We start from the raw sequence: 26738 nt of genomic DNA, 5'->3' as shown, positions 1-26738 counted from the left end.
AGCCCCGGCCGCGCCCGCAGCTCCGGCCCCCGCGGCCAAGCCCGCGCCCGCAGCCCCGGCCGCCAAGCCCGCGCCCGCAGCCCCGGCCGCCGCCACCGACGAGTCCAAGGTCCTGCGTGGGGCCGCTGCCGCCGTCGCGCGCAACATGTCGGCCTCGCTCGCGATCCCCACCGCCACCAGCGTGCGCGCCATCCCGGCGAAGCTGATGTTCGACAACCGCGTCGTCATCAACAACCACCTGGCCCGGACCCGCGGCGGCAAGATCTCGTTCACCCACCTGCTGGGCTACGCGATCGTCCAGGCCGTCAAGGCCTTCCCGAACATGAACCGGCACTTCGCCGAGGTGGACGGCAAGCCGAACGCGATCACCCCGGCGCACACCAACCTCGGCCTGGCCATCGACCTGCCCGGCAAGGACGGCAGCCGCTCGCTCGTCGTCGCCGCCATCAAGGCCACCGAGACGATGAACTTCGCCCAGTTCCACGGCGCGTACGAGGACATCGTCCGCCGCGCCCGGGACGGCAAGCTCACCGCGGAGGACTTCGCGGGCGTCACCATCTCGCTCACCAACCCCGGCACCATCGGCACCGTGCACTCGGTGCCGCGCCTGATGCAGGGCCAGGGCGCCATCATCGGCGCGGGCGCGATGGAGTACCCCGCCGAGTTCCAGGGCGCGAGCAACGAGAAGATCGCCGAGATGGGCGTCGGCAAGCTGATGACGCTGACCTCGACCTACGATCACCGCATCATCCAGGGCGCGGAGTCCGGCGACTTCCTGCGGACCATCCACAACCTGCTGATCAGCGACGACTTCTACGACGAGCTGTTCCACGCGCTGCACATCCCGTACGAGCCCGTCCGGTGGCGTCAGGACATCTCGGCGACGGACATCGACAAGAGCACCCGTGTCCTCGAGCTGATCGCGGCGTACCGCAACCGCGGACACCTGATGGCGGACACCGATCCGTTGCAGTTCGTCAAGGACAAGTTCCGCAGCCACCCCGACCTCGACGTCACCACCCACGACCTGACGCTCTGGGACCTCGACCGCGAGTTCAACGTCGGCGGCTTCCACGGCAAGCAGCGCATGAAGCTGCGCGACGTGCTGTCCATCCTGCGCGACGCGTACTGCCGTCACATCGGCGTCGAGTACACGCACATCCTCGACCCCAAGCAGCAGCAGTGGCTGCAGGAGCGCGTCGAGGCCAAGCACGTCAAGCCGACCGTCGCGCAGCAGAAGTACATCCTGAGCAAGCTGAACGCCGCCGAGGCCTTCGAGACCTTCCTGCAGACCAAGTACGTCGGCCAGAAGCGGTTCTCGCTCGAGGGTGCCGAGTCGGTCATCCCGATGATGGACGCGGTCATCGACCAGGCCGCCGAGCACGAGCTCGACGAGGTCGTCATCGGCATGCCGCACCGCGGTCGCCTGAACGTGCTCGCCAACATCGTCGGCAAGCCGTACTCGAAGATCTTCACCGAGTTCGAGGGCAACATGAACCCGGCGGCCGCACACGGCTCCGGCGACGTGAAGTACCACCTCGGCGCCGACGGCACCTACATCCAGATGTTCGGCGACAACGACATCAAGGTCTCGCTCACCGCGAACCCGTCGCACCTCGAGGCCGTCGACCCGGTCCTCGAGGGCCTCGTCCGCGCCAAGCAGGACATCCTCGACAAGGGCGAAGAGGGCTTCACCGTGCTGCCGCTGATGCTGCACGGCGATGCCGCCTTCGCCGGTCAGGGCGTGGTCGCGGAGACGCTGAACCTGTCGCTGCTGCGCGGCTACCGCACCGGCGGCACCGTGCACATCGTCGTCAACAACCAGGTCGGCTTCACCACCGCCCCGGAGCACTCGCGGTCGTCGGAGTACTGCACCGACGTCGCGAAGATGATCGCCGCGCCGGTCTTCCACGTGAACGGCGACGACCCCGAGGCCTGTGTCTGGGTCGCGCAGCTCGCCGTCGACTACCGCGAGGAGTTCGGCAAGGACGTCGTCATCGACATGATCTGCTACCGCCGCCGCGGTCACAACGAGGGCGACGACCCGTCGATGACGCAGCCGGCGATGTACGACCTGATCGACACCAAGCGCAGCGTCCGCAAGAGCTACACCGAGGCCCTGATCGGCCGCGGCGACATCTCGCTCAAGGAAGCGGAAGACGCCCTGCGTGACTACCAGGGTCAGCTGGAGCGGGTGTTCAACGAGGTCCGCGAGCTGGAGAAGTTCAAGCCGGAGCCGTCGGAGTCGGTCGAGCTCGACCAGACCCCGCCCGCCCGCCTGACCACCGCCGTCGACCAGGACGTCCTCGAGCGGATCGGCGACGCGTTCGTCAACGTGCCCGAGGGCTTCACCGTGCACCCGCGCGTCAAGCCGGTCATCGAGAAGCGTCAGGAGATGTCCCGCGACGGCAAGATCGACTGGGCGTACGCGGAGCTGCTGGCGTTCGGTTCGCTGGTCGAGCAGGGCGCCCTGGTGCGCCTGACCGGCCAGGACTCGCGGCGCGGCACGTTCACCCAGCGCCACTCGGTGCTCATCGACCGCAAGACCGGCGACGAGTACAACCCGATCTCCGAGATCGCGGCCAACGGCGGCAACGGCGGCAAGTTCATGGTCTACGACTCGGCGCTGACCGAGTACGCGGGCCTGGGCTTCGAGTACGGCTACTCGGTGGGCAACCCCGACGCGCTGGTGCTGTGGGAGGCGCAGTTCGGCGACTTCGTCAACGGCGCCCAGACGATCATCGACGAGTTCATCTCCTCCGGTGAGGCCAAGTGGGGCCAGCTCTCCGACGTCGTGCTGCTGCTGCCGCACGGCCACGAGGGCCAGGGACCGGACCACACGTCGGGCCGCATCGAGCGTTTCCTCCAGCTCTGCGCGGAGGGCTCGATGACCGTGGCGGTGCCGTCCACCCCTGCGTCGTACTTCCACCTGCTGCGTCGTCACCATCTCGACGGCATCCGGCGCCCGCTCGTGGTGTTCACCCCGAAGTCGATGCTGCGCAACAAGGCTGCGGTCAGCAACCTCGAGGACTTCACCACCGGCAAGTTCCGCTCGGTGTTCGAGGAGCCGGAGTACGAGACCGGCGGCGGCCAGCGCGACAAGGTCACGAAGGTGCTGCTGGTCAGCGGAAAGCTGTACTGGGAGTTGCTGGCCCGCAAGCAGAAGGACAACCGCGAGGACATCGCGATCGTGCGGATCGAGCAGCTGTACCCGCTGCCGAGCCGCCGCCTGCGCGAGACCCTCGACCGGTACCCGAACGCGACCGAGTTCCGTTGGGTCCAGGAGGAACCGGCGAACCAGGGTGCCTGGCCGCTGTTCGGCCTGGCGCTGCCGGAGCTGATCCCCGACAAGCTGTCGGGCATCAAGCGGATCTCCCGCCGCGCCATGTCGGCCCCGTCCTCGGGCTCGAGCAAGGTGCACGCCGTCGAGCAGCAGGAGATCATCGACGAGGCGTTCCGCTGATCGCCTGATCACCTGACGTGACGCTGCCACTGAACCGGGTCGAATTCACTCCCAGGAGCGGATTCGACCCGGCTTCGTGGTATCTCGACCTGCCCGCGATCGGCGAACTGTGCCGGGACGGGCTCGATTTCACCGGCCCGGTGACGGTCGTCGTGGGCGAGAACGGCGTCGGCAAGTCGACCCTCGTCGAGGCCGTCGCCGGTGCCTGGCAGGGCGGGTTCCGCGGCGCCCAGGACCGGCTGTGGTCGGCGGGCGGCAGCGCCGAGGACACGGACCTACCCCGGCATCTGACCTGCGTCGGCGCACAGCCCAGACCGTACGGCGGCTGCTTCCTGCGGGCCGAGTCCATGCATTCGCTCTTCGACCGGGCCGATGCCGATCGGGTCCGGGACACCGATCAGGGGCTCAACGAGCTCTCCCACGGCCAGTCGTTCCTGCGCTACGTGGCGGATCGGCCGATCGGTGTCGGCCTGTGGATCCTGGACGAGCCCGAGGCCGCGCTGTCGTTCCAGTCCTGCCTGGCCCTGCTCGGCGTGATCAAGGACCTGGCGGCCGAGGGCTCCCAGGTGATCATGGCGACCCACTCCCCCGTGCTGGCCGCCTGCCCCGACGCCGAGATCTGGGAGCTGACCGAGGACGGCATCGAGTACCCGCAGTGGGACGAGCTCGAGCTGGTCCGGAACTGGCGCTCATTCCTGGACGGCCCGGACCGGTTCCTGCGGCACCTGTGAGCCCGACTGGACCGCGTAGACGCCGAGCGCGGTCGCCGCGATCAACCCGCCCGCCGCGACCACGGTGAGCAGGTCCGGTTCGGTGAGCGGCTGCCCACGCAGCGCCTGCCAGGACAGCAACGCCAGCAGACCCGCATAGCCGCCTGCGAGCACCCCCATCACCGCGGCCCGCGCGCCCTCCTCCCGGAGCCACGCGACGCGCGGGGCGAGCGCCGCCAGGACGACCGCCGCCAGCAGCAGGACCTGCAGCGCGTGCAGCCCGACGAAATGCGGGATGCGCAGGTCCCCACCGGTGGTGCTCCAGTTGGTGACGGGCATGCCGGGACGGTCGTCGGTCGCTCCGACGGTGTGCCGGGCACCGAGCTCGACCATGCGACCGTTCGCGTCACGCGCCGACTGGTCGCCCTGGAAGCCCACCAGGTAGGCGATCGCCATCCCGGCCAGCGCGAGCCACAACCCGGCCTTGATCGCCCTGGTCGTCGGGCGGTCGAGCAGCCGCTGCCGCAGCAGGATCACGGCGATCGCCAGATTGGCGGCGAACAGTCCCAGCACGCCGTACATGAAGATCGTCTGCCCCACCGAGTTGACGAGGTCGTCGGACTTGTTGAAGTGGCTGAAGGTTCCGCGTGCCGCCTGCACGGCGATGAATCCGACGTCGGCGAGGCCGGCCACCGCGAAGACGGTGGCCAGCGCCCGCGTCCAGCGACTTCCCCTGTGCGGCAGGTTCAGCAACCACGCCAGCGTGGCGCCGTAGAGGGCGAAGGCGATCGCGAACTTGAACGGTTTGACCCAGACCGACACCCCCAGCAGCGTGCGGTCGTCGACGGCCATGCCGACGGCGCAGACGAGCACGAGCACCAGCATCGCGGCGACCATCACCATGAGGGGCCGCTGACGAGTGAGCAGGGGACGGACCTGTGATCCGAGGGTGTCCATGCACCGACGGTAGGGACGCGGGGCCGACCGGCGCGTCCCGCTGGAGAGTGAGATCGGACCCCATACCCAGGTATGAGAATGCGGCGCTAGGGCGTGTCTCCCAATCCCTCTCGGATGCACCTGGCGAGACAATCGTCGTCCGGCAAGGCGGAGGAGAAGCCGATACCGGGGTTGTATCGGCGCCGACGACAACGCTGCAGGGCGGCGATTGGACGCCAGGGGCGCCGAAATGGGGATTGGGAGACATGCCCTAGATCTCGTAGGAGACGCTGCCCATCATGCCCCGATCCTGATGAAAGCTGTTGTGACAGTGGAATGCCCACACCCCGGGGTTGTCGGTGTCGAAGTAGGTCGCCAGCGCGGTCTTGGGGAGCACGATGACGGTGTCCTTGCGCGAACCCGATTCGGCGAGCTGAAAGGTGTGGCCGTGCAGGTGCATGGGGTGCCACATGTCGGTATCGTTCCGCCACACGAGGCGCACCCGCTCACCACCGCGCACCCCGAATCGGTTCGACTCGACATCGGTGGGGTCGAAGGGGATGCCGTCGATGCTCCACTCGTACCGGCTCATCTCCCCGGTGAGCCTCAGGTCGAGGGTGCGGGCGACGTCGCGCCGCGGGAGCCCGGCGGCCTGCGACGCCGACATGTCCCACGCCATCGGGATCCTGCCGTCCAGCTCGGTCACCGGCACGTCTGGGGGCGGGGGCTCGCCCGGACCGGTGCGGACGATCGCCAGCCCGCGGGCGTTCTTGCCCTCGGCCGAGGCGACGAGGGGGAACACCCCGTCCTTCAGGGTGACCAGGGCGTCGTATCGTTCACCCATCCCGAGCAGCAGCGCATCGGCCCGCACCGGCTCGATCGGGTAACCGTCGGTGTGAGTCACGGTGAGCCCGTGCCCGCCGAGCGCGACCCGGAAGGCGGTATCGGCGCCCGCGTTGACGATGCGCAGGCGGGCACGGTCGCCCGGTTTCGCGGTGAACTGCGGCGGATCGGCGGGGATCCTGCCGTTGACCAGGTAGTAGGGATAGTTGACGTCGCCGGCGTCGCCGCCGAGCAGTGCGCTCGTGCCGTCGGTGAGCAGGTACTGCGGCCGCGCCGTGGCGGTGCCCGACTCGCCGTTCATGCCACTCATGCCGGGCATGCCTGCCGTCAGTTCGCGCAGGACGTCGTCGGGCGTGCCGGTGACCCCGTCCACCCAGTCCTTGAGGAACACCGTCCATTCGTGGTCGTACCGCAGGCTCTCGTTCGGATCCTCGATGATCAGCGGCCCGGACAGTCCCCGGTCGAGTTGCAGCCCGGAATGCGAGTGATACCAGTACGTTCCGGGATCCGGCATCACCGCGTCGTAGACGAACCTCTGCCCCGGCGCTATCGGTTCCTGGGTGAGGACCGGGACACCGTCCATGTCGTTGCGGATCGCGATGCCGTGCCAGTGGATCGTCGTCCCGACCGGCAGGTCGTTGACGACCTCGGCGCGCAGCCGGTCGCCCGCCGTCAACCTGATCTCGGGACCCACCGCAGCGGCGCCGAACCCCCAGGTGTTAGCCACGACTCCGCCCAGGTCCACGGTCACCGGTCGGGCCGCCAGGGCCATCGGGACCACCATCGCCGCGGCCGCCGCCCGATCGCGCGCCGCGATCTCGGGATCGTCCGGGGTGATGAAGCGTTGGGTCGGCGGTGGACTCGAGCACGCGACCGCGATGCTCCCTGACACCGTCGCCGCAGCAGCGTATTTCAGGAACGCCCTGCGTGACACGGCATCCATCGCGGCTCCTCCGCTGTGAACAGCGACAAGTCTATCCCCGATCGGCGCCGGTTCGACCGCTACGCTCCCAGCAACGCCGCCGCCGTCTCCGAGCTCAGCGCGACCGCGGGCAGGGCGGTGACGATCAGGTCGATCAGTTCCTCGCGGGTGATCTCGGGGTCGGTGAGCCAGCTGATCGTGGCCTCCTCGACGAAGGCGATCCAGCCCCGGACCGCGAGGGTGATCCGGGGTCCCGGTTGGATGCCGAGCTTCGGCAACTGCAGGATGATCCGCTCCGCCATCGTCGCGCGGGTCCGCTCGAATTCCTCCCGCATCTCGGGATCGCCGCTGGCGGTGCCGCGGAGCAGCGAGACGTAGGTGTTCCGGTTCTCCGAGACGTAGTCGATGTACGAGGTGATCGCGGACCTCAGGATCTCGAGAGGCTCCAGGCTGAGGTCGGGTTCGGTGTGGGCGAGCATCTCGACGTTGGTGTGGCGCACGATGGCGAGGTGAAAGTCGTGCTTGGACGCAAAGTAGTGGAAGAGCAGTCCCCGGGAGACGCCTGCCTGGTCCGCGATCTCCTCGACCGAGATCTGCTCGAGCGGTCGTTCCGCGAGCATGCGTGCGCCCAGGTCGATGAGCTGGGCGCGCCTCTCCTCCGGGCTGAGCCGAGTGCGCTTGGTGACCGCCATGGCCATCAGCTTACTGAATCGTCGTCAATAAGCTATTGACTGTGACTCAACAAGCCCCTACTGTGTGGTACATGAGTCTTCCAGTTACAGATACCGCCGTGAAGCCGGGTGGAACTCCGCGACACGTCGACACGCTGATCATCGGCAGCGGCTTCGCGGGCCTGGGCGCCGCGATCAAGCTGGTTCAAGAGGGCAAGCAGGACTTCGTCGTCCTCGAGCGCGGCAGTGAGGTCGGCGGCACCTGGCGCGACAACACCTACCCCGGCGCGGCCTGCGACGTCCCGTCGCATCTGTACTCGTACTCGTTCGCACTGAACCCGAACTGGACACGCTCGTTCTCCAAGCAGCCGGAGATCCAGAGCTACATCAGCTCCGTCGCACGCAAGCACAACGTGCTCGACAAGCACGTCTTCAACTGCGACGTCCAGGAGGCCCGCTGGAACGAGGTCAGCGCGCGCTGGGAGGTGCAGACCTCGCAGGGCGCCTTCACCGCCAAGATCGTGGTCTCCGCCGTCGGCGCGCTGTGCGAGCCCTCGCTGCCGGACATCAAGGGCATCGACGGCTTCCAGGGCGAGATCTTCCACTCCGCGCGCTGGAACCACGACGCGGACCTGGCGGGCAAGCGCATCGCCGTGATCGGCACCGGCGCCTCCGCCATCCAGATCGTCCCGCAGCTGGCCGCGAAGGCGGGCAGGCTCGACGTCTACCAGCGCACGGCGCCGTGGGTCCTGCCCCGCGCGGACCGCGAGTACACCAAGGTCGAGAAGCTCGCGTTCAAGTACCTGCCCGGGTTCCAGAAGCTCTCCCGCACCGGCATCTACTGGATGCGTGAGACCCAGGTCGTCGGCCTGGCCAAGGCGCCGGTCTTCATGAAGCCGCTGCAGTTCGCGGCCGAGCGCCACCTGCGCATGCAGATCAAGGACCGGGACCTCCGCGAGAAGGTCACCCCGAACTTCCAGATCGGCTGCAAGCGCATGCTGATCTCGAACAACTACTACCCCGCGCTGGCCCAGTCGAACGTCGACCTGGTCACCGACGGCATCGCCGAGGTCACGGCCGACGGCATCGTGGACCGCAACGGCACCACCCGCGAGGTCGACGCGATCGTGGTGGCCACCGGCTTCCACGTGACCGACTCCCCCACCTTCGCCGGGATCATCGGCAAGGACGGCCGCTCCGCGGCCGAGGTCTTCGAGGCCAGCGGGCAGCAGGGCTACAAGGGATCGGCGATCGCCAACTTCCCCAATATGTTCTTCCTCGTCGGCCCGAACACCGGCCTCGGCCACACGTCGATGGTCTTCATGATCGAGTCGCAGCTCAACTACGTCATCGACGCGATCAACACCATCGAGCGCAACGGCATCGGCACCATCGAGGTCCGCCAGGACGCGCAGGACGCCTACAACAAGGACCTGCAGGACAAGCTCGCACGCAGCGTGTGGAACAACGGCGGGTGCGCCAGCTGGTACCTCGACAAGCACGGCAACAACACCACCCTGTGGCCGGGCTTCACCTTCCAGTTCCGCAACGCGACAAAGAAGTTCGACCTCGCCGCATACCGCAGCGTGGCCACAAAGGATCTGCCCGCCGTCACCGGGGACGAGATCGCCGAGGAGATCCTCGCCGGCACCGCAGGCGAGAACGACGAGAAGGTTGTTGCACAGTGAGCGATTTCGCCGGCAAGGTAGTGGTCATCACCGGAGCGGGTTCCGGCATCGGTCGCGCGCTCGCGCTGAACCTGGCCGAGAAGGGCGCTCGGCTCGCCCTCTCCGACTTCGACAGCGTGGGACTCGCGGAGACCGTTCGCCAGGTCGAGGCCCTCGGCGCCGAGGTCAAGTCCGACCATCTGGACGTGACGCAGCGCGAGGCCGTCCTGGCGTACGCCGATGCGGTCGTGGCGCATTTCGGCAAGGTCAACCAGATCTACAACAACGCGGGCATCGCCTACCACGGTGAGTTCTCCAAGTCCGAGTTCAAGGACATCGAACGGATCATGGACGTCGACTTCTGGGGAGTCGTCAACGGCACCAAGGCTTTCCTGCCGCACCTGATCGCCTCGGGCGACGGGCACGTGGTGAACGTTTCGAGCCTGTTCGGGCTGCTGTCGATGCCCGGCCAGTCCGCATACAACTCCGCCAAGTTCGCGGTCCGCGGCTTCACCGAGTCGCTGCGCCAGGAGATGCTGATCGCCAAGCACCCGGTCAAGGTGACCTGCGTGCATCCCGGCGGGATCAAGACCGCCATCGCCCGCAACGCGACCGCGGGCCCCGGAGAGGACCTCGCCGTCTTCGCCGAGTTCTTCGACAAGAAGCTGGCGCGCACCACGCCCGAGCAGGCCGCGAAGGTCATCGTGAACGGCGTGCAGAAGGGCAAGGCGCGGGTGCTGATCGGCGCCGACGCCAAGTTCCTCGACGCCTGGGTCCGCCTGGTCGGATCGAGCTACCAGCGAGTGGTCGCGGAGATCGCCGGCCGCGTCCTGCCGAAGGCGAAGTAGCCCGATGGTGTTCCTGCCCCGACCGCTGGTGGCCGCGAACCTCCGCGCGTTCTACCGGGTGGCCCTGCACGCGAAGATGCCGGTGCCCGCGGCCCGCGCCCTGCTCGATGCGGGTTCGCCGCTGCAGCGGCTCCCGCGCGACACCGTCGTGCGGGAGCTGACCCTGGCCGGCCGCAAGGCCGAGCGGATCACGGTCGGGGCCAGCGAACGCCGCACCGCCGTGCTGTACCTGCACGGCGGCGGCTACACCCTCGGATCGCTCGCCACCCACCGGTCGCTGGCCGCGTACCTGGCACGCGAATCCGAGGCCGCGGTGTTTCTGCTCGACTACCGCCTCGCTCCGGAGGATCCGTACCCGGCCGGGCTGGAGGATGCGGTCGACGCCTACCTGGAGCTGCTCGTCGAGCACGGGTACACCGCCGATCAGGTTGCCATCGCGGGCGACTCGGCAGGCGGTGGGCTCTCGGTGGCCACGGCGCGCCGCCTGATCGACGTACACGACGTGCACCCCGCGGCCCTGGCATTGATCGCACCGTGGGTCGATCCCGGTGCCCGCAATGCCCCGAAGGATCGCGATCTCGTGATCAACACGGCGTGGTCGTTCATCGCAGCCGACGCCTACCTCGGCGGCGGCGACCCCACCGATCCGGGGTATGCGCCGCTGCGCGGCGACATGACAGGGCTGCCGCCGACCATCGTGCACGTCGGCACCTCCGAGGTGCTGTACCCCCAGGTGCTGGAGCTGGTGGACAAGCTGCGCACGGCCGGCGTCACCGTCCAGCTCACCGAGCACCCGCGGCTGTGGCACGTCGCGCACCTGCAGGCGTCGATCCTGCGGGAGGCGAACGACGCCGTCCGCGAACTCGGCGGCTTCCTCCGTGCGGCGCTCGAGAGCGCAAGGGTCTAGCGGGCGCCGAGCCATTCGTCGGCAGCCCGCTCCGGATCCGACTCGCCCTGCCGGACCCGCGCCGCCATCGACGCCAGGTCGGCCGAGGTGAGCTCGCCCGCAACGACGTTGAGCGCCTTGATCTGATCCTCGGTCAGCACCCCATTGCGGATCAACGGCACCACGTTCTGTGCGGGTGCCGAACCCTCGGCCTCGAGCTCGGCATCGCTGTAGTCGGACACCGAGAGACCCTCCGGCAGAGACCTGTTCAGCTCGTCGAACACCTCATCGGGGTCGGTGAGTTCCGAGTCCGGCTGAAAGTGGTGCAGCAGCGGCCCCGTGAAGTCCGGCACCACCGTGACATCCGCGGCGCCGAGTTCCTCCACGTACTCCGCGCGCGTCGTCGGGGCGGCCACGTCGACCGGGGAACCGGTGCCGCGCAGGATCTCCGCGTAGATCTCCGCGACGACTTGCGATTCCGCGGACTCGCCGGACCCGACGGTGATCGCTGCCGGTGCCTGCGCCTCGTCGAGCCCGGAGTTGTCCACCGTGCATCCGGCGAGCGCGCACACCGCCGCCACGGCCATCGCGGTCACCGCGGCAGTCCTCCACCGAGCCGTCATGGCGCGCCACGCTCCCTCTCTTCACCCAGCGAATGTCCTCCCTATCGTTACACTCGGTGGCCAGCACCATCTCGAGCGGCCGAGAGATCCGGCTTGTCGACGCCGCAGCAACCAGTCCGAAGGGGACGGGTGCTAACGCCGGAACCGATGGAAGGACGCCATGAGGTTCTCAGCTATCCGCGCTCCCCACTGGATGGGCATTCCGCGGGCTCCACGCCCCCGCCCGATCGTCGTCGCCGCGACGATCGCGGCCGTCGCCGCGCTCTCCGCCTGCGGCGGGAACTCCGACCCGCTCAGCAGCGGCGGTGGCACCAGCTCGGACCCGAACACGATCATCGTCGGGTCGGCGAACTTCCCCGAGTCCGAGACCGTGGCGAACATCTACGCCGAGGCCCTGCGCGCCAACGGCTTCGACGTGCAGACCAAGCTGAACATCGGCAGCCGGGAGACCTACATCCCCGCGGTCAAGGACGGATCCATCGACGTGATCCCGGACTACACCGGCAACCTGCTGCAGTACCTCGACAAGGAGACGACCGCGACCAGCGCCGCCGAGGTGGACGCCGCCCTGCCCGAGGCCCTCGGCCCCGACCTCGCGATCACCACGCCCGCACCCGCCGAGGACAAGGACGCGGTGGTCGTCACCCGCGAGACCGCCGACCGGTGGCAGCTGACCTCGATCGCGGACCTGGCACCCCACTCCGCCGAGGTGAAGTTCGGCGCGCCCGCCGAGTTCCAGGAGCGCCCGGTGGGGCTGCCCGGACTCGAGGCCGACTACGGCCTCGTGATCAGCCCGCAGAACTTCGTGCCGATCGCCGACGGCGGCGGACCCGCCACGGTGGCCGCCCTGTCCTCCGGCCAGGTCACCGCCGCGAACATCTTCACCACCTCGCCCGCCATCGCCAAGAACGACTTCGTGGTCCTCGAGGACCCGAAGAACAACTTCCCGGCGCAGAACGTGGTCCCGGTTCTGCGGGCGAACAAGCAGTCCGAGAAGCTGACTGCGGTCCTGAACGCGGTGTCGGCCAAGCTGACCACCGACGAGCTCGTCGCCCTGAACACGTCGGTGTCCGGTGACTCGAAGACGGAGCCGGACGCCGCCGCCACGGCGTGGGTGTCGGCGCAGGGCCTCGACAAGCCGGTGTCGTAGGCGGCCGGCCGTGATCTCCTTCGAGTCGGTCACCAAGCGCTACCCGGACGGCACCACCGCGGTCGACAACCTCGATCTGGTCATCGAGCCCGAGTCCTTCACCGTGTTCGTCGGGCCGTCCGGCTGCGGCAAGACCACGTCGATGCGGATGATCAACCGGATGATCACGCCGACCTCCGGCAAGGTGATCGTGAACGGCCAGGACGTGACCCGCACCGACGCGGTCAAGCTGCGCCTCGGCATCGGCTACGTGATCCAGAGCGCGGGACTGCTTCCGCACCGGACCGTCGTCGACAACGTCGCCACCGTGCCTGTGCTGCGGGGCGATTCGCGGCGCGCGGCCCGCAAGGCCGCCCTCGAGGTCCTCGAACGCGTCGGACTCGACCCCGCGCTGGCCACCCGCTACCCGTCCCAGCTCTCCGGCGGCCAGCAGCAGCGGGTCGGCGTGGCCAGGGCGCTGGCGGCCGATCCCCCGATCCTGCTGATGGACGAGCCGTTCAGCGCCGTCGACCCGGTGGTCCGCGAGGACCTGCAGGCGGAGATGCAGCGCCTGCAGGCGCAGCTGCGCAAGACCATCGTGTTCGTCACCCACGACATCGACGAGGCCGTGCGCCTCGGCGACCGCGTCGCGGTGTTCGGCCCGCACGGCAGGCTCCAGCAGTACGCCGATCCGCAGACCGTGCTCGCCTCACCCGCAACGGATTTCGTCGCCTCGTTCGTGGGACGCGATCGCGGGTACCGCGGATTGTCGTTCCGGCCCGCCGACGAGGTCCCGCTGCACGAGATCCGCACCGCCGTCGAAACCGAGCTCGCGTCCCTGCGACTCGACCAGGGCGAGTGGGTGCTCGTGGTCACCGACGACGGGGCGCCGCGCAGCTGGATCGACGTCACCGGTGTCGAGGGCATCCGTGCCGGCAACACCCTTGCCGACAGCACCTCCGCGGGCGGTTCGCTGTTCGCCAGGGGCGGCGACCTGAGACAGGCGCTGGACGCCGCGATCTCGTCGCCCTCCGGGATCGGTGTCGTGGTGGACGAGTCCGGCTCGGTGGTGGGCGGGGTGTACGGATCCGAGGTGATCCGCAGGCTCGCGGATCAGCGGCAGGCCGAGGACCGCGCGCGCAACCGGCACTTCTTCAACGGCGAGACGGCCGGCTGATGCGCTGGTTGATCGACAACTTCTCGCAGGTTGTCGACCTCGCGAAGACACACCTCTACCTGGCACTCCTACCGCTGCTGATCGGGCTGCTGATCGCGGTGCCCGTCGGTGTCGCCATCCGGAACGTACCGTGGCTACGCAAGACCACGATGACGCTGGCCTCCCTGGCCTTCACCATCCCCTCGCTGGCACTGTTCGTCACCATCCCACCCCTGCTCGGCCTGAACATCCTCGACGAGCTGAACGTGGTGATCGCACTGTCGATCTACTCGACGGCGCTGCTGGTACGGGCCGTCCCCGAGGCCCTCGACTCGGTACCCGAATCGGTGATCGACTCGGCCACCGCGATGGGTTTCACACCGGTGCGCCGAGCGCTGACCGTCGAATTGCCGCTGGCCGTCCCGGTTCTGATCTCCAGCATCCGGGTCGTCGCCGTCACCAACATCTCGCTGGTGTCGGTGGGCTCACTGATCGGCATCGGCGGACTGGGTGAGCTGTTCACCAAGGGCTACCAGCGCGACTACCCCGACCAGATCCTGGCCGGGATCATCGCGATCGTGTTCCTGGCGTTGGTGATCGACGGCCTGCTCTACATCGCGGGCCGTCTGCTGACGCCCTGGACCAGGACCGCCCGCAGCCGCAAGGCAGAGGAACCGGCCGCGGTCCTTCGAGCTACCGAGGGACCCGCATGAACCTCTTCGGCGCCGCCTTCGACTACATCGCCGACCCCTCGAACTGGTCCGGCCCCACCGGGATCGGCGCCCGCATCGCCGAGCACCTCTGGTACAGCCTGCTCGCGGTGGCCATCTCCGCGGTCATCGCGATTCCCCTCGGTCTGCTCATCGGCCACTTCCGCCGTGGCGACGCCCTCCTGGTGGGGCTCGTCAACTCGCTCCGCTCGCTGCCCACCCTCGGGGTGCTGACCTTCCTGGTGCTGCTCCTCGGGCTCGGCCTGGTGCCGCCGATCATCGCGCTGGTGCTGCTCGGCATCCCGCCGATCCTGGCCGGCACCTATGCCGGCGTCGCGAACGTGGACCCCGTCGTGGTCGATGCGGCGCGGTCGATGGGGATGACACGGGCGCAGGTGCTCTTCCGGGTGGAGGTCCCGAATGCGCTGCCGCTGATCGTCGGCGGGCTGCGCAACGCGACGCTGCAGGTCATCGCCACCGCCACCGTCGCCGCGTACGTGAACCTGGGCGGGCTGGGGCGGTACATGTTCGACGGCCTGGCGCTCGGCGACTACGCCCGGGTCCTGGTGGGCGCGATCCTCGTCGCGGTGCTCGCCCTGATCATCGACGGTGTCCTCGCCCTCGCGGTGTGGGCCTCGGTGCCTGGCACCGGCCGGCTGCGCCGCACCCCCGCGCTCGACTGACCGCCCCCGAGAACGGCGGAAGGGCACCGTCGCCCGGGTGATCCGAGCGGCGGTGCCCTCCTCCAGCGGGACGAACGAGCGTGCTTAGGCGACGCCCTCGGCCTTGGCCGCGGCCGCGACGGCCTCGGCCACCGCGGGGGCGACCCTCGGGTCGAGCGGGCTCGGCACGATCTTGTCGACGGCCAGCTCGTCGGCGACGACGGACAGGATCGCCTCGGCCGCGGCGAGCTTCATGCCCTCGGTGATGCGCCGGGCGCCCGCGTCGAGCGCACCCTTGAACACGCCGGGGAAGGCGAGCACGTTGTTGATCTGGTTCGGGAAGTCGCTGCGGCCGGTCGCGACGATCGCGGCGTGCTTGCGCGCGATGTCGGGGTGGATCTCCGGGTCCGGGTTGGACATCGCGAAGATGATCGCCTCCGGGGCCATCGTCGCGATGATCTCCTCGGGCACGGTGCCCGCGGACACGCCGAGGAACACGTCGGCGCCGTCGAGCGCCTCGATGATGCCGCCGGTGCGTCCCGCCGGGTTGGTGCGGGCGGCGAGGTCGGCCTTGATCTCGTTGAGGTCACCGCGGTCCTTCGACACGATGCCCTTGGAGTCGAGGACGGTGACGTCGGCGATGCCGGCCGCCAGCAGGATGTTCGCGCAGGCGACACCGGCCGCACCGGCACCGGAGATCACGACGCGCAGCGCGGTGATGTCGCGGTCCTGGACCTTCACCGCGCCCTTGAGCGCGGCCAGCGCCACGATGGCCGTGCCGTGCTGGTCGTCGTGCATGACCGGGCAGTCGAGTGCCTCGATGACCCGCTTCTCGATCTCGAAGCAACGCGGGGCCGAGATGTCCTCGAGGTTGACGGCACCGAAGCTCGGGCGCAGGCGGATCAGCGTCTCGACGATTTCGTCGGGATCCTTGGTGTCGAGCACGAGCGGGATCGAGTTCAGGCCCGCGAAGTTCTTGAACAGCGCGGACTTGCCCTCCATCACCGGCAGCGACGCACGCGGTCCGATGTCGCCCAGGCCGAGCACCGCGGTGCCGTCGCTGACGACGACCACGAGGCGGCTGGTCCACGTGTACCGGTCGGCGAGCGTCTCGTCCGCCGCGATCGCGCGGCTGACCTGAGCCACGCCGGGCGTGTACGCGATGGACAGCGCACGCTGGGAATCGAGCGGGGCGGTCGTCTCGACTGAGAGCTTGCCGCCAATGTGGCCCGCGAAGATCTCTTCGTCGGTCAGCTCAACCTTTTGCGGTGTGGTTGCTTCAGACACAAGAGACACGATTGCACTCCTACTCATGCCGCTCCCACTCGGGGGCGGGTTACTGGGAAGTAGCAGCGCCGAGGTGAAATTCGACGCAGCCGCAGGTTTTTGGTCGAGATGGGGGTGAGGCTAACCGAGGGTGCACGATGAAATCCCGATTGGTCTACGGGCCGCTGCACTCACTTCGGAAGCGCGAAGGCGCCAGGCGGGGTGAGCCCGGGCGCGAAATCTGCCGCTGGTGAATCCGACTCTCGCTCCGTTACCGGGGGGTAGCACCGGCGCGAAGTGCAACAAGTGTGCCACCGCCGCCTCACCACACGCAAATCTCACCGGTGAGTAGCTTTTCTGTGAGCTAGGCCCACCACTGGGTCCACAGCAGCACCCCTGTGATCAAGAACACGCCCACGGAGCCGAAGGCGGCCGTGACACCCCGACGATGATCGGCGGCTCGTTGCGCCAGCAACACCACGACGGCCGCGACCACGTGCGCGCCCACCGAGACCGCACCGGGCCCGGGGAACCCTCGCTCGCCGCCCAGATACGACGTCCCGATGACGACCACCGCCAGCACCACGACACCCGCCGCGACGGCCCCGCTCAGCGCCCGCAGGCCGCGCTCGACCCCCCCGCTGCGCTCGGCGTGGTCCTCGTACTCGTCGACCGACACGTCCCTACCCACCTGCGATGAATCCGCGGACCGAGTCCGCAATGAGCTGCACCGCGATCGCGGCCAGCAGGAGTCCGGCGATCCGGGCGAGGAGCGAGATGCCGCTCACGCCCAGCAGCCGGATCAGCACCGTGGAGAACCGCAGCACCACGAACAGGATGAGGTGAATCGTCAGAATCGCCAACCCCACCGCCAGCGGGGCACCCGAATGCCCCTCGGCCTGGTTCACGAAGACGATCACCGCCGCGATCGCGCCCGGCCCCGCCATCAACGGTGTCCCGAGCGGCACCAGCGCGACGTTGACGTCCTCCGCGCCCCTCGGCTGATTGGCATCACGGCCCGTCAGCAACTCCAAGGCGATCAACAGCAACAGCAGGCCGCCCGCACCCTGCAGCGCCGGGATCCCGATGTGCAGATAGTTGAGGATCGCCTGGCCGCCGATCGCGAACACCGTGATGACCGCGAGCGAAACCGCGGGCGCCTGCCACGCTGCCCTGTTGCGTGCCTCCCGGCTCTTGCGGCCGACCAGGGACAGGAAGACGGGGATCGCGCCGGGCGGATCCATGATCACGAACAGCGTGATCACGGCCGTCAGGTACAGGGTCGTATCGAAGGACATCAGTGCGCCTCCCTCATGCCGAGATCACCTCGACGCCAGATGCCTTGGCCACTATCCGTTCGAACTCGCCAGGCGCGGTGAGGAATTCGCCAAGGTATACCGACTTGTTGACGCCGTGATAGTCCGACGACCCGGTCACGATGAGGTCGTTCTCCCGGGCGATCCCGGCGAGGATCTCCCGGTCCGCCGGCAGGTGGTCGTGATGATCGATCTCCACACCGGACAGGCCGTCGGCCACGAGCTCGCCGATCTGCTCCATCGCGAGCAGGCGACCCCGGCTCGCCGCCCGCCCGTGCGCGATCACGCTGACCCCGCCAGCGTCGGACACCATCCGCACCGCCTCCGGCAGCGGCGTGTCCGCCTTGTGGACGTAGTAGCGGCCCCCGGTCTTGAGCAGGTCACCGAACGCCTCGTCGACGGAACCGACCACCCCCGCCGCCACGAGCGCCCGCGCCAGGTGCGGGCGCCCGGCCGCCGGTCCGGCGGCCGCCATCACCTCGTCCGGATCCACCGGCAGGCCGTCATGCGCCATCCGTTCGGCCATGGCCCGCAGCCGCGACGTCCGCTCCGTCCGCAACCGTTCACGTTCGGCCGCGAACCCCGCGTGCGCCGGATCGAAGAGATAGGCCAGCAGGTGCACCGCGACGGGGTTGCCGTCCTCGCCCCGACCCTCGCACGACATCTCCATGCCGCGCACCAGGCTCAGCCCGGCGGGCAACGCAGCGGCGGCCTCGGCCCAGCCGGCGGTGGTGTCATGGTCCGTGATGGCCACCACGTCGAGTCCGGCCGCCGCCGCATTGCGCACCAGGTCGGCGGGGCTGTCGGTGCCGTCGGACGCGGTGGTGTGGGTGTGGAGGTCGATGCGCACCACGACATTGTCTCAGGCTGTCGGGGGGTGGGCCGGACAACTCTCGCCGCGGCCTCCGCCGGATCTCCCGGGCTAGGATTGATCGGAGATGGTCCCCATGATCGAAAGGGAGTGGCTGCCGTGCCGTCCATGCCGTCGCTGCGCCCGACCCGCAGGCCGTCCGCGTCCGCGCCGGCACGGATCCCGATCCCGATCGCCAGGGCCATCGTGGACTGCGCGGTGTACGTCGACGGTGAGCGACTGCCGGGCAAGTTCACCCACTCCGCCGCCCTCGCCGAGGTCCGCGCCCGCGGCAAGGGCTTCGCCTGGGTGGGATTGCACGCCCCCGACGAATACCAGATGGGCAGTGTCGCAGAGGTTTTCGGTCTGCACGAGCTGACGGTAGAGGATGCGGTGCACGCCCATCAGCGACCTAAGCTCGAGTTGTATGACGATTTGTTGTTCCTGGTGCTCCGGACCGTGAATTACGTTGAGCACGAGTCGATCAACACCGCCAACGAGGTGGTGGAGACCGGCGAGATCATGATCTTCGTCGGCGCCGATTTCGTGGTCACCGTCCGGCACGGCGAGCATTCCGGGCTCGCGGGAGTGCGTGCCCTGATGGAGGCGAACCCCAGTCGGCTCGCGCTCGGGCCGTGGGCCGTCCTGCACGCCATCTCCGACCACGTCGTCGACCAGTACCTCGCGGTCACCGAATCCGTCGAGAAAGATGTCGATCTCATGGAGGAGGAGGTGTTCAGCCCCCGCACCCGGGTCGCCATCGAGCAGATCTACCTCCTCAAGAGGGAGATCGTCGAACTGCGCAAATCGGTGAACCCGCTCGCCAGTCCGCTCCAGCGACTGAGCCAAGACGCCACAACCGGTGTGCCGAAGGAGGTTCGCCGCTACCTACGCGACGTGCAGGACCATCACACCATCGTCGCCGAGCGCATCGCCGATTTCGACGAGGTGCTCAGCACCCTCGTCGAGGCGGCCCTGGCCAAGGTCGCCGTGCAGCAGAACACCGACATGCGCAAGATCTCGGCGTGGGTCGCGATCGCCGCGGTGCCGACGATGATCGCGGGCATCTACGGGATGAACTTCGACCACATGCCGGAGCTGCGCTGGAGCTTTGGCTACTACCTGGTGGTCGGGGTCATCGTGACCGTGTGCACCGGACTGTTCGTGACCTTCCGCCGCAACCACTGGCTCTGACTTACAGCGAAGCCGCCCCACGGCGCGGATCGCGCACGTCGATCCCGGCCTCCGCCCAGGCCTCCCGCAGCGCCGCCGCGCCGCGCAGCCGCACCCAGGCGGCCTCCGTGCCGGTGATCGGCACGGCAGCGAGGAATCGCACCGGGTCGGCCGGCTCGGGCAGATCCAGGTCCTCGATGTCGCTCTCCCCCAGCAACACCGCGGTGAACGGCGCGTCCTTCCACAGCGGTTCGCCCACGTCGAGCAGCCCGTCGACCGTGAGGACCACGCCCTCCACGGCGGGCGCGGCCGCCAGCACGGCCAGCGTCTTGTGCACACCGGAGGCCACTCCGACGCCGCCGCGCAGGGTCAGCATCAGCTCCGCGCGGGGTCCCCGCACCGGATCCGCGACGGCCTCGCCGGGATCACCCATCGGGTGGCGCGAGCAGCCCAGCGAGACGTACCGGACCAGATCGGCCGAGTCGGCGGGGAACCTGAGCACCTCCAGCGGTTCGAGCCCGAGGAAGGTGACGGAGGCTGCGGACGGCGGCGGCCCACCGATCCGCTCGGTGAGGTGCGCGCGGACGGAGGCGATGACGCTGTCACTCACCCGTTCATCTAACACCCATCTGCCCTCGGTGCCCCGATCAGGGCGCCGGGGTGAGCGTCACCGTGACCTCGTCGCTCGACTGCGGCTGCCGAAGCGTGAGCAGCCGGGTTTCCTGATCCCAGGCCAGCACCTCGCCGCCGTCGACCTCGACACCTGCGGGGAAGCCACGCCGCGGCAGGTAGATCTCCGTGGGCGCCGACACGTCGGGGTCCGGGCGGAAGGTCAGCTCGAGCCGGTCGGCGGACGACGCCCAGGAGATCGGCGTCCCGGCGACCGCCCGCGGGTACGGCTTGTCGAGCGCGGGGACCAGGTTCCGGGCGGCACCGTCCTCCCCGTACGGTCCCCAGGGCCCGGGATCCCGGGACCAGTAGCTGACGCCGGCGCCGATCTCGGCGGCCGTGGCATAGATCCGGTCCACGTAGTCGAGCGCCCCGGGGAGGGTGGTGTCGAGGCCGAACTCCCCCAGGATGACCGGGACGTCGCCCAGCGCCGCCGCCGTGCGCACGGTGTTGCCGCGCCACGAGGCGACCGTCGCGTCGACCAGGTCGCGGGTGGTGCCCTCGTAACCGCCACCCAGATCCATCGGCAGCGGATAGATGTGGGGGCAGTAGGCGATCCGCTGGTCGCCGTCGCGACTGTCGGTGATCGGGCCGAGGCCGCTCGGTGTCCCCCAGTTGTTGCCCATCGCCTGCGGCGCGACGCAGACCCAGGTGTCCTGGTCGACGGTCCTGATCGCGTCGGTCGTCTTCTGGTAGAGCGCCGTGAGCGGACCGGACTCGAAGACGGGGCCCTGCAGGGTGCCGCCATAGGGCTCGTTCATCAGGTCGTAGGCGACGACGGCGGGGTGGTCGGCGAACCGATCGGCGACCGCCCGCCACGCGTTCGCGTAGTGCTCGGAGAGCTCGGGGTGCGCGCCGGTGGTGTTCCAGAAGTTGTCGAAGGCCCGGATCACGCCCGGATCGAGGTAGTACTGCTCCCACATGTCGTGCGAACCGACCGGCAGGCCATCCATGTAGGTGGCCCAGGCGGGGGCGCCGTTGCCGGTCTTGCCGTCCGGGGTGATCGCACCGGACCAGAGGTCCTGGTGCATGTCCAGCATGACGTGATAACCGCGCTCCGCGTACCAGCCGATGCGTTCGGAGACCCGATCCAGGTATTCCTGGCTGTAGACACCCGGCTCCGGCTCGACCGAGCGCCAGGAGATCAGGAAGCGGACAAAATTGGTGCCCATGTCGGTGTGCTCGCGCTCGAGGTCGGCCTCGGTGAACTCGGGCATGCCGTCCGGGGTGCTCTTCGCGCTGGACGCCGTGTTGAAGCCCCGGAGGACGAGCGCGCGCCCCTGGTCGTCGGTGAGGTAGGCCTCGGAGGGCGCCGGGTCGGCCCGCAGGACCGCGCCCACACCGCCGGCGAGGACGAGCGCACCGGCCGCAACGAGGGACACCACTCTGATTCGCCGCACGGGATCCACACTCGACTTTCTTCATGATTCTGGACGCTTGTTCTACTCGATCCCGTTAATGTTGCGGCATGCCTGACGCCAGCGCTGCGGATTCGGTGAATCCGCAGGTCGATGCCGATTCCCGCGCGCCGTGGACGGCCGTCGCGACCCTCGCCGTGATCTCGGTCCTGTCCGGGGTCTGGTCCATCACCGGCGCCATCCTGACCGAGCTGCCGGAACTGCTCGTCCCCAGCGCGATCGGGCTGCCGTTCGGCATCCCGGCGCTGCGACTGTTCCCGCTCGGGGAGACGACCACCACCAACTGGCTCGTCGACTGCGCCGCGGCCCTGGTGATGATCGCGGTCGCCTGGATGCGACTGGTGAACTCCGCGCGCAGGCACCCCGGCGGCGGGGCCGGGCGCGCCTTCTGGGCGGGCCTGGGCGCCACCGTGATCGGTGTCCTCGCGGGCAACCTGATCCGCACCGTGTACCTGAGCTTCGTCCTGCAGGAGGGACCGGGCGCATACGTGGCCTCGCTCGTCGGCGGCGCGCTCGTGTCGCTGATCTGGGGGACGATCGTCGGTCTGCTCGTCGGCGCGGCACATGCGATCGCGCGGCGGATCTCGATGCGCGGAGCCGCCCCGGAATCGGGGAACAGCTCTCGCGCACAGGACGATTCGACGATCCCGGAGAGCGTCACCGCGCGGCCGTGAACCGAACGTCGTGATTCTCGGCGCCGGGGTGGGCGAATCTCAGCAGTCGCCGCGCCTCCGCCTCGAGTGACGACGCGACGCTCTTCGCGGGCGGGGCGAACGTCGCGATCTCGACGGTCGCGGCCCCCTTCTTCTCGGTGACCGTGACGAATCCGGCGACCAGGCCGCCGACCAGGACCGTCGGCTTGATGATCCCGTTGACGGTGAACACCACCTTGCGGTGCTCGTCGGCGATCACCCTGCTCCGATTCGCGTGGCCCAGCAGGACGCTGTCGAACGGCGCGAGGATCCGCGGCGGCAGGCTCCCCGCCGGGTCCGGCCGCGGGGCGTCGGGCAGGTCGAACAGCTCGGCGCCGTCCTCGTCGACGAACACGCGCAGCCGCGGCCGGAGCCGTTCGAAGATCTCACCCAGCCTGGTCAGGCCGGACCAGGCCTGCGCGTCGAGCACCGAGGCGGGGCCGTAGGCCGCCAGGTAGCGCAAGATCACCTCGTCCGGCGCGGGGGCGGACAGCGGCGACGCCGTCCACCGCTCCAAGGTGGTGCAGACCGGTTGACCGGATCTGCCCCAGATCCCGCGCGGGGGCACCTGGACGAGCGGGAGCAGGTCTCGCACCGCATGGGCGAGGGCGGCGGAGTCCCGGTCGGGCCAACGCTGCGCCAGCAACGGCCGCAGCGCCGCCATGCTCATCGGGGTGCGGTCGATCGTCTCCCGGCTCCAATCGGCCACCGCACCGACGTCCACGCCGACGAGCGCGTCCTTGTGCTGGGGGTTCGTCCGCAGGTCGCCGTCCATGATCGGCTGCACCCACGGCCGCAGCTCGAGCGCATCCGCCGCGGTGACGGCGTGCACCGTGCCGCGCATCAGGACGATCCGCACCACGTCGCGGTCCTCGATCAGCGTCGACAGGTCGGCAGGCCGAAAACCCTTGAGCCGGGCCCACAATGCGAAGTACGGCGCCATCGGGGCCTGCGCCTGCAGCCCGTACAGGTGCCGGACCATCGTCAGCGCACTCTCGCCGTCCGCGCGACGGACCAGATGCTGCCGTTCCAGCGTCGCGCGGCTCAGCGCCCTGCGGGACAATCGTTCGCGCCTGGCCTCTGTCCCCGCTGACATCGCACTCCCCTACCGCCGAAGGACTTCCACCGTCGCAGCAAGGGTAGGACACCGCACCACGAGATCCCCTTGACTGCGCTCTCACTCGATGCGGCCGGAACGAAGTTCTGTCACCGCGATGTGGGCGGCCCGTCCGATCGCCTGATCGACCACGGGCAGGACCGGATCGGCACGCGCCGCCCGCGTGAAAACGGCTACGGCAACAGGAGTCTCTCCGGGGAAGCCCACCACCGCCACCTCGTTGCGGATGGCCCCGATCGTCCCCGTCTTCCCCGCCACGGTCACCCCCGCATAGGGAAATCCCGAGCGGATTCGGTGCGGCCAGATCTGTCCCGCCATGACCTCCCTGATGAACTCCGCTTGAGCCGCGGACACCGCCCTGTCCGTCCAGATCGCGTCGAGCAGCGACGTCATCTCGCGGGGGGTGGTCGCGCTCGTGAAGGCCGGATCGTAGGCCGAGACCGCCCACGCCTCGTCATTGTCGGCAAGTGCCTCGAACGCTTCTCTTGTCGTGTGCGAATGCGCCTCCTCGAGCAGGGTCCGATGGACATCCGCTGTGCCGCCGATGATTCGCGTGCGGAGCAGTCCCAGTTCGGTGAGCACTCGATCGACGCCGTCGAGACCCACACATCCGAGGATGAGGTCCGCGGCCGCGTTGTCGGACACCGTCATCATCGACAGGGCCAGATCACGCCAACTCATCACCACCGGGTCCCGGAAGATCGACACCCCGGTCGGCCCCGGCGTGCAGTCCGCGGGATTGATGCGCACCGTCGCCGTCGGCGAGAGGGATCCCTCGTCGAATGCCCTGCACAGGGCGACCACGAGCGGGAGCTTGTAGACGGATGCCGTCACGACGAGTTCGTCGGCACCGACCGAGACGTCGTCGACGTCATCGACATCGCCCGCTCGCCGCGTTCCGATGCGACGGGCATGAAGCCAGCCGGTGCACCCGGCGTCGGCGAACACGTCGCGGATCCGCTTCTCCGCGGTTGCCCTCATCGGCCCGCCCTGAGGAGCACCCGGTCGAGTGCGCCGGCCGACAGCGCATGGTCGGCACCCGACCGCCAGACGATGCGAAGGCGCAGTGCGAGGTCGTCACGCACCATGTCGACCCAGCACACCCCGGGCATCGCTGTCGGCGGAGTCGTCGTCACCCCGAAGGATCCACCCGCCGCCACGCGGGCGAGAAGGTCTCGCGGACCCGTCGAGACGACCACGTCCGGGTCCAGGCCACGGGACCTCCACATGTCCACGAACAGATCGTGAGCAGGAGGATTGTCCGATCGCGGACCTGTCGACAATGTCAGCCCCCGAAGCATCCGGACCTGCGCCTTCTTCGCGATCGCGGCCGGATGGTCTTCCGGCACGACCACCCAACGCCGAATCTTCAGGACGGGCCCACTCTCGAGGCCCGTGAGCAGCGCCGGGTGTTCGACCACAGCGATGTCGAGGCTCCCCGTTCGGACGCTCTCCACCAGGTCGGTGGTGGAGGCGGTGGAGGTGACGACCCTGGTGGGCCGAGCCCTGTCGGCGTCGCGGAGCGCGCGGACACACCGCACCACCACGTCGTCGCCGAGCGAGTGGGTGACACCCCACCTCACCGCTGCGTCATGCCCGCCGGCGATGCGCTGGGCCTCGTCCTCGAATCTGGCAGCGTCGGCGACGAGGAGCCGTGCGCGCGGCAGCAACTGCCGTCCGGCGTCCGTGAGCCCGACTCCACGAGGGCTGCGGTGGACGAGCTCGATGCCCAGCCTCTGTTCGAGACGCCGCACGCCCTGCGACAACGGCGGTTGTGTCATTCCCAATCGTGCCGCGGCATTTCCGAAATGCCCCTCTTCCGCAACGGCGACAAAGAAATTCAGGTGGCGGACCATATCCATGGCCGCCATTGAATCAGCCGTTCGGGGGCAGTCACGGGCGCGCGACGAATCGCTCCACACAATTGGGCTCTCTGAACTGGAGAGATAGCATTCTCGACTCGCCGCGACCCGGTGACCGTCTTTGCGCACGGCGTCGTCGACCCCGACATTGGGGTCATGACCAGACGTCGAGTGCATCCGAATTCACAGCGGGGCAGCATCGGACATCACGGTGCGCGCACCCTCGCTCTCGCTCTCGCCCTCCCCCTGCTGCTGGGCGGGTGCACGGCGGCCGCCCATCACCCCGTGTCGGACACTCCGGTCGTCGCGACACCGGAGCTGCAGTCCCTCGACACGAAACTCGACGCACTGGAGGCCCGCTTCTCCACGCGGATCGGGGTCACCGCAATCGATCCCGCTACCGGCCGGATCTACCAGCATCGGGGCGACGAACGGTTCGCCCTGTGTTCGACATTCAAGACGTACGCGGCCGCCGAGGTACTCCGCCGGACCCGCGCGGGCACGTCGTCACTCGACAAAACGGTCCTGGTCGAACCCGGCGACCTCGTGGAGAATTCACCGGTCACCGCGGCGGCCGTCGGCACCCCGATGACACTGCGGCAGATCGCCGAAGCGGCGCTGACCCGGAGTGACAACACGGCGGGAAACTACCTGCTCGAGGAAATCGGCGGACCACCCGCGATCACCTCACTCGCCCGCGAGATCGGAGACGAGAGCACCCGCCTGGATCGGTGGGAGACCGAGCTGAACAGTGCGCTCCGCGGCGACCCGCGCGACACCTCCACTCCGAACGATCTCGCGGACGGCTACCGGGCGCTGCTGCTCGGAGACGCGCTCGGATCGGCCGAACGTGCGCAACTCGCCGACTGGATGCGTGCGAGCAAGACGTCGGACAAGCGAATTCGCGCCGGTCTGCCGGAGGGGTGGACGGCTGCCGCCAAGTCCGGCGCCGGCCGGTTCGGGACCGTCAACGACGCAGGCGTCGCCTGGGACCGGGACGGCAACCCCCTCGTTATCGCCATCCTCACCGACAGCCTGACGAATCAGGAAGACGCGCAGGGGAACAACCAGGTGGTCGCCGACACCACCGCTGCGGTGGTAGCGGGCATGACCGCGCCGTGAGTCACCGCGTGGTGACCTCGGTCCCGG

The 26738-nt window shown here is 69.0% G+C and carries 25 protein-coding genes and 1 riboswitch; of the genes, 12 read left to right on the top strand and 13 right to left on the bottom strand.

Annotation, left to right across the window (positions count from 1 at the left end):
- Nucleotides 1-3463: multifunctional oxoglutarate decarboxylase/oxoglutarate dehydrogenase thiamine pyrophosphate-binding subunit/dihydrolipoyllysine-residue succinyltransferase subunit (locus ACFQS9_RS12190; RefSeq protein ID WP_378404911.1), on the top strand; the 3463-nt coding region annotated here is incomplete at its 5' end.
- Nucleotides 3464-3492: 29 nt separating this feature from the next.
- Complete coding sequence (locus ACFQS9_RS12185; protein WP_378404939.1) at nucleotides 3493-4194, top strand: AAA family ATPase; 702 nt, start codon at nucleotides 3493-3495, stop codon at nucleotides 4192-4194.
- Here ACFQS9_RS12185 and ACFQS9_RS12180 read toward each other — a convergent pair.
- The 3 genes from ACFQS9_RS12180 to ACFQS9_RS12170 form a co-directional block, all read right to left on the bottom strand.
- Nucleotides 4153-5130: an MFS transporter gene (locus ACFQS9_RS12180; protein WP_378404909.1), complete on the bottom strand. Its 978-nt coding sequence runs from the start codon at nucleotides 5128-5130 to the stop codon at nucleotides 4153-4155. The two genes, ACFQS9_RS12185 and ACFQS9_RS12180, sit on opposite strands and share 42 nt — an antisense overlap.
- A 250-nt stretch (nucleotides 5131-5380) precedes the next feature.
- Entirely contained in the window at nucleotides 5381-6895 is a 1515-nt protein-coding gene (locus ACFQS9_RS12175) for a multicopper oxidase family protein (protein ID WP_378404907.1), read from the bottom strand.
- 59 nt (nucleotides 6896-6954) lie between these two features.
- On the bottom strand, nucleotides 6955-7566 hold the full coding sequence (locus ACFQS9_RS12170; protein WP_378404905.1) for a TetR/AcrR family transcriptional regulator: 612 nt from the start codon (nucleotides 7564-7566) through the stop codon (nucleotides 6955-6957).
- 71 nt (nucleotides 7567-7637) lie between these two features.
- Between ACFQS9_RS12170 and ACFQS9_RS12165 the strand changes: the two genes are divergently transcribed.
- Genes ACFQS9_RS12165 through ACFQS9_RS12155 form a run of 3 tightly spaced genes read left to right on the top strand, consistent with a single transcriptional unit; the run spans nucleotide 7638 to nucleotide 10967 of the window.
- Entirely contained in the window at nucleotides 7638-9233 is a 1596-nt protein-coding gene (locus ACFQS9_RS12165) for a flavin-containing monooxygenase (RefSeq protein ID WP_378404902.1), read from the top strand.
- On the top strand, nucleotides 9230-10060 hold the full coding sequence (locus tag ACFQS9_RS12160; protein WP_378404900.1) for an SDR family NAD(P)-dependent oxidoreductase: 831 nt from the start codon (nucleotides 9230-9232) through the stop codon (nucleotides 10058-10060). Before ACFQS9_RS12165 ends, ACFQS9_RS12160 begins: the two co-directional genes overlap by 4 nt.
- A 4-nt stretch (nucleotides 10061-10064) precedes the next feature.
- The gene (locus ACFQS9_RS12155; protein WP_378404898.1) at nucleotides 10065-10967 is read left to right on the top strand and encodes an alpha/beta hydrolase; all 903 of its coding nucleotides are present in this window, start codon (nucleotides 10065-10067) and stop codon (nucleotides 10965-10967) included.
- Here ACFQS9_RS12155 and ACFQS9_RS12150 read toward each other — a convergent pair.
- The gene (locus ACFQS9_RS12150) at nucleotides 10964-11569 is read right to left on the bottom strand and encodes a glycine betaine ABC transporter substrate-binding protein (protein ID WP_378404895.1); all 606 of its coding nucleotides are present in this window, start codon (nucleotides 11567-11569) and stop codon (nucleotides 10964-10966) included. The genes ACFQS9_RS12155 and ACFQS9_RS12150 overlap by 4 nt on opposite strands.
- Nucleotides 11570-11632: 63 nt before the next feature.
- Nucleotides 11633-11723, top strand: a riboswitch (SAM riboswitch).
- A gap of 39 nt (nucleotides 11724-11762) precedes the next feature.
- Between ACFQS9_RS12150 and ACFQS9_RS12145 the strand changes: the two genes are divergently transcribed.
- The 4 genes from ACFQS9_RS12145 to ACFQS9_RS12130 are packed head-to-tail and all read left to right on the top strand — an operon-like array spanning nucleotide 11763 to nucleotide 15247.
- A complete protein-coding gene (locus ACFQS9_RS12145; RefSeq protein WP_378404938.1) occupies nucleotides 11763-12719 on the top strand; it encodes an ABC transporter substrate-binding protein in 957 nt (318 codons plus the stop codon).
- Between the two features lie 10 nt (nucleotides 12720-12729).
- Nucleotides 12730-13875, top strand: coding sequence for an ABC transporter ATP-binding protein (locus ACFQS9_RS12140; RefSeq protein ID WP_378404893.1), 1146 nt, complete (start codon nucleotides 12730-12732; stop codon nucleotides 13873-13875).
- Nucleotides 13875-14567 (top strand): ABC transporter permease, encoded by a 693-nt coding sequence (locus ACFQS9_RS12135; RefSeq protein ID WP_378404890.1) that lies wholly within the window; start codon nucleotides 13875-13877, stop codon nucleotides 14565-14567. Before ACFQS9_RS12140 ends, ACFQS9_RS12135 begins: the two co-directional genes overlap by 1 nt.
- Nucleotides 14564-15247 (top strand): ABC transporter permease, encoded by a 684-nt coding sequence (locus ACFQS9_RS12130; RefSeq protein ID WP_378404888.1) that lies wholly within the window; start codon nucleotides 14564-14566, stop codon nucleotides 15245-15247. Before ACFQS9_RS12135 ends, ACFQS9_RS12130 begins: the two co-directional genes overlap by 4 nt.
- A gap of 84 nt (nucleotides 15248-15331) precedes the next feature.
- Here the strand turns inward: ACFQS9_RS12130 and ACFQS9_RS12125 are convergent, their stop codons facing one another.
- The 4 genes from ACFQS9_RS12125 to ACFQS9_RS12110 form a co-directional block, all read right to left on the bottom strand.
- Nucleotides 15332-16522, bottom strand: a complete 1191-nt coding sequence (locus ACFQS9_RS12125; protein ID WP_378404886.1) for an NAD(P)-dependent malic enzyme — start codon at nucleotides 16520-16522, stop codon at nucleotides 15332-15334.
- A 334-nt stretch (nucleotides 16523-16856) separates the two neighbouring features.
- Nucleotides 16857-17171, bottom strand: a complete 315-nt coding sequence (locus ACFQS9_RS12120) for a hypothetical protein (RefSeq protein WP_378404884.1) — start codon at nucleotides 17169-17171, stop codon at nucleotides 16857-16859.
- A 4-nt stretch (nucleotides 17172-17175) separates the two neighbouring features.
- Nucleotides 17176-17790 (bottom strand): MarC family protein, encoded by a 615-nt coding sequence (locus tag ACFQS9_RS12115; RefSeq protein WP_378404882.1) that lies wholly within the window; start codon nucleotides 17788-17790, stop codon nucleotides 17176-17178.
- Between the two features lie 13 nt (nucleotides 17791-17803).
- Nucleotides 17804-18658: a PHP domain-containing protein gene (locus ACFQS9_RS12110; RefSeq protein ID WP_378404880.1), complete on the bottom strand. Its 855-nt coding sequence runs from the start codon at nucleotides 18656-18658 to the stop codon at nucleotides 17804-17806.
- A 120-nt stretch (nucleotides 18659-18778) separates the two neighbouring features.
- Here ACFQS9_RS12110 and ACFQS9_RS12105 point away from each other — a divergent pair, with 120 nt between their 5' ends.
- Nucleotides 18779-19852: a magnesium and cobalt transport protein CorA gene (locus tag ACFQS9_RS12105; protein WP_378404878.1), complete on the top strand. Its 1074-nt coding sequence runs from the start codon at nucleotides 18779-18781 to the stop codon at nucleotides 19850-19852.
- 1 nt (nucleotide 19853) lies between these two features.
- On the opposite strand, the gene ACFQS9_RS12100 is transcribed toward ACFQS9_RS12105, so the two are convergent.
- Together ACFQS9_RS12100 and ACFQS9_RS12095 are read right to left on the bottom strand one after the other, a co-directional pair.
- Nucleotides 19854-20441 carry a suppressor of fused domain protein gene (locus ACFQS9_RS12100; RefSeq protein ID WP_378404876.1) on the bottom strand — a complete coding sequence of 196 codons (588 nt, stop codon included), beginning with the start codon at nucleotides 20439-20441 and terminating at the stop codon, nucleotides 19854-19856.
- A gap of 37 nt (nucleotides 20442-20478) precedes the next feature.
- Nucleotides 20479-21900 carry a cellulase family glycosylhydrolase gene (locus tag ACFQS9_RS12095; protein ID WP_378404873.1) on the bottom strand — a complete coding sequence of 474 codons (1422 nt, stop codon included), beginning with the start codon at nucleotides 21898-21900 and terminating at the stop codon, nucleotides 20479-20481.
- A gap of 68 nt (nucleotides 21901-21968) precedes the next feature.
- On the opposite strand from ACFQS9_RS12095, the gene ACFQS9_RS12090 reads away from it, so the two are divergent.
- On the top strand, nucleotides 21969-22592 hold the full coding sequence (locus tag ACFQS9_RS12090) for a hypothetical protein (RefSeq protein ID WP_378404871.1): 624 nt from the start codon (nucleotides 21969-21971) through the stop codon (nucleotides 22590-22592).
- Here ACFQS9_RS12090 and ACFQS9_RS12085 read toward each other — a convergent pair.
- The 3 genes from ACFQS9_RS12085 to ACFQS9_RS12075 form a co-directional block, all read right to left on the bottom strand.
- Nucleotides 22576-23706, bottom strand: a complete 1131-nt coding sequence (locus tag ACFQS9_RS12085) for a winged helix DNA-binding domain-containing protein (protein WP_378404869.1) — start codon at nucleotides 23704-23706, stop codon at nucleotides 22576-22578. The genes ACFQS9_RS12090 and ACFQS9_RS12085 overlap by 17 nt on opposite strands.
- 81 nt (nucleotides 23707-23787) lie before the next feature.
- On the bottom strand, nucleotides 23788-24708 hold the full coding sequence (locus ACFQS9_RS12080) for a serine hydrolase (RefSeq protein WP_378404867.1): 921 nt from the start codon (nucleotides 24706-24708) through the stop codon (nucleotides 23788-23790).
- The gene (locus ACFQS9_RS12075; protein ID WP_378404865.1) at nucleotides 24705-25598 is read right to left on the bottom strand and encodes a LysR family transcriptional regulator; all 894 of its coding nucleotides are present in this window, start codon (nucleotides 25596-25598) and stop codon (nucleotides 24705-24707) included. Before ACFQS9_RS12075 ends, ACFQS9_RS12080 begins: the two co-directional genes overlap by 4 nt.
- 147 nt (nucleotides 25599-25745) lie before the next feature.
- Here ACFQS9_RS12075 and bla point away from each other — a divergent pair, with 147 nt between their 5' ends.
- Nucleotides 25746-26711 carry a class A beta-lactamase gene (gene bla / locus ACFQS9_RS12070; RefSeq protein ID WP_378404863.1) on the top strand — a complete coding sequence of 322 codons (966 nt, stop codon included), beginning with the start codon at nucleotides 25746-25748 and terminating at the stop codon, nucleotides 26709-26711.
- The last annotated feature ends 27 nt before the right edge of the window (nucleotides 26712-26738 follow it).

The organism is Rhodococcus daqingensis (assembly GCF_042665615.1).
In the GTDB taxonomy this organism is placed as follows: Bacteria; Actinomycetota; Actinomycetes; order Mycobacteriales; family Mycobacteriaceae; genus Rhodococcus_G; species Rhodococcus_G daqingensis.
Note: the sequence above shows the minus strand (reverse complement) of the source record. Positions and strands in the feature narration are given on the sequence as shown.